The sequence below is a fragment of the Pseudomonas sp. PS01297 genome (genome assembly GCF_029959305.1).
Classification (GTDB): Bacteria; Pseudomonadota; Gammaproteobacteria; order Pseudomonadales; family Pseudomonadaceae; genus Aquipseudomonas; species Aquipseudomonas helleri.
In genome coordinates, this window is the sequence record NZ_JASCPQ010000005.1 from 15747 (window position 1) to 26670 (window position 10924).

Sequence of the window (10924 nt, forward strand, 5' to 3'; positions counted from 1 at the left end):
TTAAGGTTTCCCATGAGTGAAGATGCGCAAGATGTTGTTTTGATTGTCGAGGACGATCCATCGATCCTGATGATCCTCAGTGCTTACCTGTCAGGCGAAGGCTATCGGGTATTGCAGGCCGAAAACGGCGAGCAGGCCTTTGCGATTTTAGCCACCAAACCGCACCTGGACCTTATGGTGACGGACTTCCGTTTGCCGGGCGGGATATCAGGCGTGCAGATTGCCGAGCCTGCCGTGAAGCTGCGACCGGACCTGAAGGTGATTTTTATCAGCGGTTACCCGGCCGAAATCCGCGACACCGGCAGCCCGATCACCCTCACAGCCCCGATTTTGGCCAAGCCCTTCGACCTCGATACCTTACAAGCACAAATACAGAAACTGCTCGCCTGATCGCTTGCAGCTTGCGCGCCTACAACCCTTGTTGCAGCGCTGGATCATCAGGGTTTAGCTGCTCCAGTTGCGCCAGCAGCACCTGTACATTCTGTAGTTGACCGGCCTCTTTCCAGTAGCGAATCAACAACAGACGCGCCTTGCGATTGGCGGGCTGGCGTTGCAGTAACTCTTCCAACTGACGCTGCGCCGGTTCCAGTTGCTCCAGCTCATGCAAGGCAATAGCGAGCTTATAGCGGTACTCGCTGTTGTCTGGCTCCAGTTCAACGGCTTTGGCCAGACCCAGCAACGCGTATTCGGTTTGCCCGTGATTGAGTAACCAAATCCCCAGTGCGTGTTGCAGGTACGCCGAATCGGGGTGGGCTTTCAGCTGATTGGCCAACAGTTCACGGGCCTGATCGGTTTTGCCGCGTTTATCCAGCAGATCAATTTGCGCCACCACGGCCTTAAGATTCTCCGGGTCCAGCGCCAGGAATTTCTCCAGTGCTGCCTGCGCCTCGTCCAGTTGCCCTTCATGCAAATACAAACGTGCGAGCTGGCCTTGGGCTTGCGGGTCGTCGGGTTGTGTCTTGAGCGTGCGCTCGTACTCGTCGATGACTTGCTGCAGCGGGCCGAAATACAGTCCTTGCTCATCAGGAGACAAGCCCAGCAGGGCGCTGGCGGCGGCAAAGCGAACGCTTTGCTCGGGGTCATCCAGCAGCGGGCCGAGCAGCAGTGTGCGCTGAGCATTGGGCACCAACCCTGCAATACTTTGTATCGCCGCCTTACGCACTAGCGGTGACGAGTTTTGCAAGTCTGCATCGGCCAGCTTCAGGGCTTGCGGGCTCGGGTAGTTAGGCAGCTCGGCATGCAGGCTGGCGCGGCGAATATCGGAAAGATCAGTGCGTGCCAGTTGCTGATACAGCACCCTGGCGGCCCCCGGCTGCCCGTTATGGGCTTGTTCCAGAGCGGACGAATAGCTGTGATTGATCGTGTTTGACGGCGCGGTGCCCGGAGCAGGGCGCATCCAATACCAAAGGCCCACTGCGATCAGAGCAGACAGAAGGCTTACAACCAGGTAACGGCGAGGCTGAGACATGCAAAATCCAGTAACAGTCGTGCGTATGAAGTGCAAGATTGGGACAGTAGAGGGCTTGAGTCAAACCAGAAGAGCAATTGACTAGAAACCTGTAGCCGCTGCCGCAGGCTGCGATAAGGTCCGCAGGAGCTTCGCTTTAGATTTAAAAGCAGGGTCGCTGCGCAACCCATCGCAGCCTGCGGCAGCGGCTACACAGTGTTCAGTGCGCACATAGGGCAAAAAAAAGCCCCGCGACCGAAAGAGCGCGGGGCTAAAAATTGGTTGGTTGCGGCCAACCAAAGGAGCTCTTTACTTCACTGCACGCTAGCGACAGTCTCGGCTTGCCAGCCACCGCCCAAGGCTTTGTAGATCGCCACTACACCGCGAAACTGATCCACTTCTGCCTGGGCCTGGCTGTCTTCTGCCGCCAGGCGCTCACGCTGGGCGTCCAGCAAGACCAGAAAATCCACTGTGCCTTCGCGGTAGCGAATCGCTGCCAGGTCAGCGGCGGTGCGGCTGGCTTCGCTTTGGCGAATCAACGAAACCAAGCGCTGCTGGCGTTTGCTGTAGTCACTGAACGCGTTCTCAGACTCTTCCAGGGCCAGCAATACTTGCTGCTCGTAGTTGGCCAGCGCGCCATCGGCCTCTGCGTTGGCGCCACGCAAACGTGCCCGCACGCTGCCCAGGTTAAACGCCGGCCAGGTAATGCTCGGGCCTAAAGCCCAAGCATTGGCAGCCGCCGAACCAATCTGCGAGCCACGCCCGGCGGTAAAGCCCAGGAAGCCGCTGAGGCTGACGCGCGGGAACAAATCCGCCTTGGCCACGCCAATCCGGGCCGTAGCGGCTGCCAGCTTGCGTTCGGCGCTCATGATGTCCGGGCGACGTTGCAGCAAGTCGCCGGGGTTACCGATGTTCAAGGCCTTGGCGATGGCAGGCAGTTGCGCCGGGCTCAGATCAACGCTGAGGTTTTCAGGGCGCTCACCCAACAGCGTGGCGATACGGTTGCGCTCACGTACTTGCTCGGCTTGCAGTTGCGGCACGCTGGCCTCAACCGCCGCAAGCCGGGCATCGGCGCGCACCACGTCAAGTTCATCACCGACGCCGGCATCACGCAGGCTGACAGTGATGGCCTTGGAGTCCTGCTGGTTTTTCAGGTTCTCCAGGGCGATATGTTCACGCAATTGTGCGCCGCGCAGTTCGCCGTAAGCGTCCACCAGCTCGGCAATCATGGTCACTTGCAACTGATACAGGTCTGCCGCTGCGGCCTGTTCGTCGGCATCGCTGGCCTCCAGCTCACGCTGGATGCGGCCAAACAGGTCGACTTCCCAGGCCATGTCCAGGCCCAAATCGTAGCGCTCACTGTTGACGCGCTTTTCAGTAGTGCCCGGCACTTGCCCCTTGCCGACATCGCTGCTGGCACGGCTGGTGATGGTCGGCATGGTTTCTGTGCTGACGTCATCACGAATGGCGCGGGCTGCCCGCAGACGGGCAAAGGCTACGCGCAACTCACGGTTGCCTGCCAGCGACTGAGCGACCAGCTTGTTCAGGGTCGGGTCGTCAAACTGCTGCCACCAGATCCCTTGAAAATGCGCCCGGTCGAAGCCCTTGAGGTTATCGGCGCTGATCTGTGCAGGCTCGGTGGCCGGGGTTTTGTAGTCCGGTCCAACGGCGCAAGCACTCAGGGCTAGCACCAGAAGGCTGGGAAGGAAAACTTTGAGGCTCATTGTTGCGACTCCAACTTGAGGTGCCGCGCCGCTTTGCGCGCTTCACTGCGCTCAACATAGTTGCGGATCAACACATAGAACACAGGCGTCAACAGCAGGCCAAAGAAGGTCACACCGAGCATCCCGGAGAACACTGCAACACCCATCGCATGGCGCATTTCAGCACCTGCACCCGTGGACAGCACCAGCGGTACCACACCCATGATGAAGGCGATGGAGGTCATCAGGATCGGGCGCAGACGCAGGCGGCAGGCTTCCAGCACCGCAGCCAGCGGGCTTAGGCCTTCGGCTTGTTTGTCTTTGGCAAATTCGACGATCAGAATCGCGTTTTTACACGCCAGTCCCACCAGTACGATCAAACCGATCTGGGTAAAGATGTTGTTGTCACCCCCCGAGGCAATCACCCCGGTGATGGCCGACAGCAAGGTCATCGGTACGATCAGGATCACCGCCAGCGGCAGGCTCCAGCTTTCGTATTGAGCCGCCAGTACCAGGAAGGCCAGCAATACGCAGAGCGGGAAGACGAACAGCGCGGTGTTGCCAGAGAGGATCTGCTGGTAGGTCAAGTCGGTCCATTCGTACGTCATGCCGTTCGGAAGTTCCTCCTTAAGCAGTTTGTCGATGGCCGCTTCAGCCTGGCCCGAGCTGTAGCCCGGGGCCGCAGCACCGTTGATTTCGGCAGTGATAAAGCCGTTGTAGTGCATCACGCGGTCCGGCCCCGAGGTGTCGCTGACCTTGATGAAGGTCGCCAGCGGGATCATCTCGCCTTTGTTGTTACGCACTTTCAACTGACCGATCTGGTCGGGTTCGAGGCGGAACTGTTGTTCGGCCTGAACGTTGACCTGATAGGTACGACCGAAGCGGTTGAAGTCGTTGGCATACAACGAACCCAGGTACACCTGCAGGGTATCGAAGATGTCACTGACGGCCACACCGTGGGTCTTGGCTTTGTCGCGATCGATTGCGGCGTCTACTTGCGGCACGTTCACGGTGTAGCTGGTGAACAGGCCGGCCAGTTCTGGCACGTTGTGGCTTTTGGCGATGACGTTCTGTACTTCTTTATAAAGCGCTTCATAGCCCAGGCCACCACGGTCTTCGACTTGCAGACGGAAACCGCCAATGGTCCCCAAACCTTGCACAGGCGGCGGCGGGAAGATCGCAATGTAGGCTTCTTCAATGCCAGCGAACTTGGCGTTCAGGGTTGCTGCAATGGCCGCAGCCGTCTGGCTTGGGTCTTTGCGTTGGTCAAAGTCCTTGAGCGCCACGAACACGATGCCGCTGTTGGGGCTGTTGGTGAAACCGTTGATCGACAGACCCGGGAAGGCGATGGAGTTGGCAACGCCCGGTTCCTTGAGGGCAAAGTCGGACATGCGCTTGATCACATCTTCGGTACGGTCAAGGCTCGCCGCATCCGGCAGTTGAGCGAAGGCCACCAGGTACTGCTTGTCTTGCCCCGGCACGAAACCGGTTGGGGTGTGGGCGAAACCAAAGAAGGTCAGCACCATCAGGCCTGCGTACACCAGTAAGGCGATACCGCTGCTGCGGATAACCCGGGCGACAGTGCCGACATAGCCGTGGCTGGCACGCTCAAAGAATCGGTTGAACGGGCGGAACAACCAGCCACCGAATAGCTTGTCCAGAACCCGTGTGAAACGGTCTTTGGGCGCGTGATGGCCTTTAAGCAACACTGCTGCCAGTGCTGGCGACAGGGTCAGCGAGTTGAAGGCCGAGATGACCGTCGAGATGGCAATGGTCAGCGCGAACTGTTTATAGAACTGCCCGGTCAGCCCGGAGATAAACGCAGCCGGAATAAACACGGCGCACAGTACCAGCGCTGTGGCGATGATCGGACCGGTCACTTCGCGCATGGCGCGCTTGGTGGCTTCTACCGGTTCGAGCCCAAGTTCGATGTTTCGCTCGACGTTTTCCACCACAACAATGGCATCGTCGACCACGATACCGATGGCCAGTACCAAACCGAACAGCGACAGGGCATTCAGCGAGAAGCCGAACATGTGCATGACCGCAAAGGTACCGATCAACGACACCGGGACAGCCGCCAACGGAATGATCGAGGCGCGCCAGGTCTGCAGGAACAAGATCACCACCAGCACCACGAGAATCAGTGCTTCGAACAGGGTGTGAATCACCGCCTCGATAGAACCACGAACGAAGATCGTCGGGTCATACACGATGCTGTAGTCCATGCCCTGCGGGAAGCTCTTCTTCAGCTCGTCCATCTTTGCGCGAACTTCGTTCGAGATATCGATGGCGTTCGAGCCAGGACGCTGGAAAATCGGGATCGCGACTGCGGGTTGGTTATTGAGCAAGGAGCGCAAGGCGTACTGGCTTGAGCCCAATTCAACCCGGGCAATGTCCTTCAGGCGAGTGATTTCACCGTCATCGCCTGCGCGAATGATGATGTTTTCAAACTCTTCCTCGGTGACTAGACGGCCTTGGGTGTTCACCGACAGCTGGAAGCTGGTGGCGTTGGGTGCAGGGGGCGCACCCAGCGCACCGGCCGCTACCTGGCGGTTCTGTTCGCGAATGGCGTTGACCACGTCAGTGGCGGTCAGATTGCGCGAAGCGGTTTTGTTCGGATCAAGCCACACACGCAATGAGTAATCGCCCATGCCGAACAGCTGCACATCACCCACACCGCCCAGACGGGCCAGTTCATCCTTGATGTTGAGGATCGCGTAGTTGGACAGGTAGAGCATGTCGTAGCGCTGATCCGGTGAGGTCAAGTGCACCACCATGGTCAGGTCGGGCGATGCTTTGTCTACCGTAATACCGATGCGCGTCACTTCCTCGGGCAGCTTGGGTTCGGTGCGGGTGACACGGTTTTGCACCTGCACCTGCGCGTTGTCCAGGTCAGTGCCCAGGGCGAAGGTAATGGTCAGCGTGAGTTTGCCGTCAGCAGTGGATTGCGAAGACATGTACAACATGTGTTCGACACCGGTGATGGCCTGTTCCAATGGCGCCGCCACGGTTTCACCGATCACTTTAGGGTTGGCACCCGGGAAGTTGGCACGCACCACCACCGTTGGCGGTACGACCTCCGGGTATTCGCTGATCGGTAACTGGAACAGCGAAATGCCGCCCGCAATCAAAATCAACAGCGAAAGCACGGCAGCGAAAATCGGCCGTTGAATGAAGAACTGGGAAAAATTCATCGAAGTTGTCGTCCCTTAACCGCGAGGAGTCGCAACGCTGGCCAGCTTCGCCGCAGGGGTTGCGGGCGTTGCAGGTAACAGGTTGCTGGCTTCCAGGGCGTGTCGTTGTTGCGCCAGTGCGGCGAGGGTTTGTTCGTTGGCCATCGGGATGACTTCAGGGGTCACCGGCGAGCCAGGACGCACCCGTTGCAGGCCCTTGACGATGATGGTGTCGTCTTTGTTCAGGCCGCTGCGGACAATGCGCAGGCCTTCGATTTTTGGCCCCAGGTCAATGGCCCGGTAGGTGGTGTTGTTATTACCGTCCATCACCAATACGAACTTCTTGCCCAGGTCGGTGCCGACCGCTTCGTCATTGATCAGCACGGCTTCGTAGGTGCCGCTACCGACCAGTTTGAGGCGCGCATACAGGCCCGGGGTGAAGCTGCCATCAGTGTTGTCGAACACCGCGCGACCACGAATGGTGCCGGTTTTAGGATTGACCTGGTTGTCGACGAAGTTCATCTGACCCAAGTGCGGGTTGCCCTCTTCGTTGGACAGCCCAAGATAAACCGGCGTGGTCTGGCCACGCTTGCCATCGCGTGCCAACTGGTTGTACTTGAGGAATACACGCTCGTCGGCATCGAAGTAGGCATACACCTTGTCGGTCGACACCACGCTGGTCAGCGGCGTGACATCCGCCGTGACGATGTTGCCTGCGGTGATGTCGGCACGGCTGACACGGCCAGTGATCGGCGAGGTGACGCGGGTAAAGCTCAGGTTGAGTTTGGCCAGATCCAGTTGCGCCTGGATAGCAGCGACGGCAGCGCGCGCAGCTTGGGAGGCGGTGCTGCGCGAGTCAGCCAGTTCAGCGGAAATCGCGTTGCTCTGACGCAGACGCTCGCCGCGCTGGGCTTCGTTTTCACTGCGGGTGGCATTGGCGCGAGCTTGCTGGAGTTCGGCTTCAAGTTGACGGACAGCCGCCTGGAACGGGCGCGGGTCGATCTGGAACAACAGATCGCCTTTTTTGACCAGAGCACCTTCAGTAAAGGCTACCTGATCAATTTGGCCCGACACCCGCGGGCGGATTTCAACGGTTTCGGGTGCTTCCAGGCGACCGGTGAACTCGTCCCACTCGTTCACGGGTTGCTCTAGCACTTTGGCCACACTGACTTTTGCAGCAGGTGCAGGAGCAGTCGCTTGTGGAGTTTTACCGCATGCACTCATCACCACGATCGCCAGGGCCGCGAGTGGGAAGCGCAAATGTTTCAGTGACTGTTCCATGAGGGGGAGTCCGCCAATCTATTGAGATGGGCGGGATAATGCTGTCGCGCGCGCCGAGGCACGAATCGAACCCAGCGAAGGTTAATATCATTCAGAATGATACAAAGCTTGTCCAAGCCCTCTAGCCTGCGCGTTTTATGAGTGAGCTATCAATTAAATTCGTATTGAAACAGGGTGAAAGTCCGCTGCATTACCGGAATGAGGATTGCTCGCTGTAGGCCAGCAGGGCTTTAACACGGTGCATTTGGCCGTGGCTCAGTAGCCAATATGACCGTAATCATTTAGACACATAAAGCTGGCTGTACGACCACCTTGGCACATGACCTGATCACTACGCTTTTTGAATTATTGTGTAAAACAGGTCATTTCTTATGTCTTCGTTACATCAGCACACACCGTCATTGACAGCCTTTGACCCCAGAGGCCTGACCCTGCGCACGGTGGCTTATCATCGCACCCGAGCCCAGGATGAGCCCCAAGCGCGCGTGCATAGACAAACGTTTAGCGCCGGCGGCCAGTTGCAACAGCAGTGGGATGCACGTCTGCACCGCCTGCAAGAAACTGACCCTGCGGTGCAACCCAATCAGCGCCTTCGGCACAGTTTGAGCGGGCGCGTCTTGCGCAGCCACAGTATCGATGCCGGTTGGCGTATTGCATTGAGCGGTATTGCGGGTCAGTTGTTATCGGTCTGGGATGCACGTGGCTCACTGCAGCGTTATGAATTTGACTCTGTTCTCAGGCCGGTTGCCGTGTATGAACAGGCCGACGATGACACGCGTGAGCGTTGTACCGAGCGGCTGGAGTACGCCGCGATGAACACCCAACATTCAGCGCGCAACCAGTGTGGCCGACTGATTCGTCACGATGACCCAGCCGGGAGCGTGCTATTCGAGCAATACGCGTTATCGGGAGCCATTGCCCAGCAAGGCCGCCTGTTTTTACGGGCAGAGGAAGCGCTTGATTGGTCTGCGCAGCTCGATGTTCGCAAGGCGCAACTGGAGACTGAGTGTCATACCAGCGCGTGGCGCTACGATGCGTTGGGTGATCTTGTTGAGCAAACGGATGCCAAGGGTAATCGCCAGCAATCGTTATACGGGCCTGAGGGCGAGCTGACTAAAGCCTCATTGGTGTTCAAGAGCGGGACCCGCAAGGTGTTGTTCGACTTGCGCACCTACAACGCACAGGGCCAGGTTGAGTCAGAGCGTGCGGGCAACAATGTGCAGACGCTAGCCACGTACAGGCCGCACGATGGGCGTTTGTTAAAGCTGATAGCGCGCAAGCCGGGGACTACCCCGGTCATTTTGCAAGATCTGACCTACACCTATGACCGCGTTGGCAATGTGCTCAGTATCAGCGACGCGGCACAACCCACGACGTGGGCCAGCAATACGAAAATCGACGCGACCGCCAGCTTTGAATACGACACGTTATCCCAGTTGATCAAGGCGACCGGCCGCGAAAATGCGTTACATGCGATCGGCCCGGCATTACCGGCCCTGGCGCAGTTTGGCTCTACCGATAACAGCCTGATGCGTAACTACACCCGCCACTATCAGTACAACGAGAGCGGCAATCTTGTGCAGATGCGGCACGTGCCGTCCAGCGGACAGGGGTATACGCAGCGCCTCAACACGGCCGCGCACAGTAATCACAGCGTGCTCAACGGCCTTGAATCGGACGCCGACCCGCTCAAGGGTTTTGATCAAAATGGCAACCAGCAATTGCTCATGCGCGGCCAGGCCATGAGCTGGAATGCACGCAACCAACTGCAGCGGGTCACGCAAGTGGTTCGTGAGCAGGGCGGTAGTGACGACGAAACCTATGGCTATGATGGTGCAGGCCTGCGGGTATTCAAGAGGCGCTCAAGTTTGGCTAAAAACCGCCAGCACATTGAGCAAGTGCGCTATTTGCCAGGCCTTGAGTTGCACAGTAATGACGCCACAGGCGAGTCGTTGAATGTGCTGTCGATTGAGGCCGGGCTCACCCGCATCAGGGCCCTTGTATGGGAGCACAAGCGTCCTGCGGGTGTTGCAGACGAGCAACTGCGTTTCAGCCTTGTGGACGCTACGACCAGCAGTACCCTTGAACTTGACGAACAGGCGGCCTTGTTGAGCCAGGAAGGGTATTACCCGTTTGGCGGTACAGCCTGGTGGGCTGCGAAAAGTCAGGTCGAGGCCAGGTTTAAGACGGTGCGATACTCCGGCAAAGAACGTGACGCCACCGGGCTTTACTATTACGGCTACCGGTATTACGCGCCTTGGCTGATGCGCTGGATCAGCCCCGACCCCGCAGGCGATGTAGACAGCCTTAACCTGTATGCAATGGTCGGCAATAACCCCATCACCTTCACCGACGTGGCGGGGCTGGTGTCCAACCTGACCCTTGCTCGTGCTCTGGCAAGAATAGTAGTTACAGGCGCTCTGACCCTTGTCGGGTATGCATTGGGCTGGGCAGCAGGCTATCCACGAGAGGGCGCGATGACCGGCGCGGCGGCGGGTGTTGCGTTGAGTTTAAGGCGTTGGCGCGCGACTGTCGCAGCAGAACAATGGCAATCCATGGGGGCAGGGGAGGCGGGATACGCCCAGTTGGTCACTAATGTCATTCTGGAAACTTCAAAGCGCAGGGGGCTGAGCAGAGAAGAGACAAACAGGCTGGTAAATTTCATCTATACCCATCGTCAGGGATACCAAGGAGAAGGGCTTGCCATCGCTTTCAGCCCTGCGACCAACGAAAATATCTATGCCTACATTGGGCCTGCTCGGGCAGGTCTACAGCTAAACGTGATGGAAAGCACACGTGAGCCCACGCCAAGGGAAATCAGACAATTAGGTTTCAAGACTATTCAGCTTCGAGATTCGGAGCGTGCAAACACTTCAGCGCCACCAGCATCTCGCCCCTCATCCGCTCAGGGCAGTGTCAGCCAGTTTGAAACTCAAGCGGCTACTCCACTGGCCAGAAAAAAACTGGGTAATAGACAGCAGGCAGAGCCCTCCGGTGAAAGCACTTCGCAAGCGGGCGCAGCGTCTGAGCCCCGCTTCATTATTGACGAGTCGCAGATAACGCATTTAATGGAGGGCGCTGCAGGACGAAGCATTGGTATTACCCTGGGTCATTTGCAAGTGGGGCGTTTTGCAGCGGTTAACTGGCATCGTCATGCTGACAGACTCTGGTCTGCAGACTTACATGGTCATCCGGGATCAACCAGGCGAGGCGCTGTACGGTTGATGCTTGAGCACACAGGCGGCCGTACTTACCGGGCAGTCGGTCTTCGCGATCCACATCGGCGCTAATGACCCGAGCGGTATAGTTCGCTGTTA

At 58.2% G+C, this 10924-nt stretch carries 6 protein-coding genes; 2 read left to right on the top strand and 4 right to left on the bottom strand.

The window, feature by feature from the left end:
- Positions 1-12: 12 nt before the first annotated feature.
- Entirely contained in the window at positions 13-390 is a 378-nt protein-coding gene (locus tag QMX84_RS03360; protein WP_048373356.1) for a response regulator, read from the top strand.
- A gap of 19 nt (positions 391-409) precedes the next feature.
- Here the strand turns inward: QMX84_RS03360 and QMX84_RS03365 are convergent, their stop codons facing one another.
- The 4 genes from QMX84_RS03365 to mexE form a co-directional block, all read right to left on the bottom strand.
- On the bottom strand, positions 410-1468 hold the full coding sequence (locus tag QMX84_RS03365; RefSeq protein ID WP_282363146.1) for a tetratricopeptide repeat protein: 1059 nt from the start codon (positions 1466-1468) through the stop codon (positions 410-412).
- Positions 1469-1761: 293 nt separating this feature from the next.
- The gene (locus tag QMX84_RS03370; protein ID WP_282363147.1) at positions 1762-3171 is read right to left on the bottom strand and encodes a TolC family protein; all 1410 of its coding nucleotides are present in this window, start codon (positions 3169-3171) and stop codon (positions 1762-1764) included.
- Complete coding sequence (locus QMX84_RS03375) at positions 3168-6347, bottom strand: efflux RND transporter permease subunit (RefSeq protein WP_282363148.1); 3180 nt, start codon at positions 6345-6347, stop codon at positions 3168-3170. The genes QMX84_RS03370 and QMX84_RS03375 overlap by 4 nt, the downstream gene beginning before the upstream one ends.
- 15 nt (positions 6348-6362) lie before the next feature.
- The gene (gene mexE / locus QMX84_RS03380) at positions 6363-7607 is read right to left on the bottom strand and encodes a multidrug efflux RND transporter periplasmic adaptor subunit MexE (RefSeq protein WP_048373348.1); all 1245 of its coding nucleotides are present in this window, start codon (positions 7605-7607) and stop codon (positions 6363-6365) included.
- Positions 7608-7978: 371 nt separating this feature from the next.
- On the opposite strand from mexE, the gene QMX84_RS03385 reads away from it, so the two are divergent.
- On the top strand, positions 7979-10897 hold the full coding sequence (locus QMX84_RS03385; RefSeq protein ID WP_282363149.1) for an RHS repeat-associated core domain-containing protein: 2919 nt from the start codon (positions 7979-7981) through the stop codon (positions 10895-10897).
- Positions 10898-10924: the final 27 nt, after the last annotated feature.

What these genes read in the sequence shown, in the direction of transcription:
- QMX84_RS03385 (WP_282363149.1), top strand. Translation starts at nt 7,979, where the DNA reads ATGTCTTCGTTACATCAGCACACACCGTCATTGACAGCCTTTGACCCC.
- QMX84_RS03370 (WP_282363147.1), bottom strand. Translation starts at nt 3,171, where the DNA reads ATGAGCCTCAAAGTTTTCCTTCCCAGCCTTCTGGTGCTAGCCCTGAGT.
- QMX84_RS03360 (WP_048373356.1), top strand. Translation starts at nt 13, where the DNA reads ATGAGTGAAGATGCGCAAGATGTTGTTTTGATTGTCGAGGACGATCCA.
- mexE (WP_048373348.1), bottom strand. Translation starts at nt 7,607, where the DNA reads ATGGAACAGTCACTGAAACATTTGCGCTTCCCACTCGCGGCCCTGGCG.
- QMX84_RS03375 (WP_282363148.1), bottom strand. Translation starts at nt 6,347, where the DNA reads ATGAATTTTTCCCAGTTCTTCATTCAACGGCCGATTTTCGCTGCCGTG.
- QMX84_RS03365 (WP_282363146.1), bottom strand. Translation starts at nt 1,468, where the DNA reads ATGTCTCAGCCTCGCCGTTACCTGGTTGTAAGCCTTCTGTCTGCTCTG.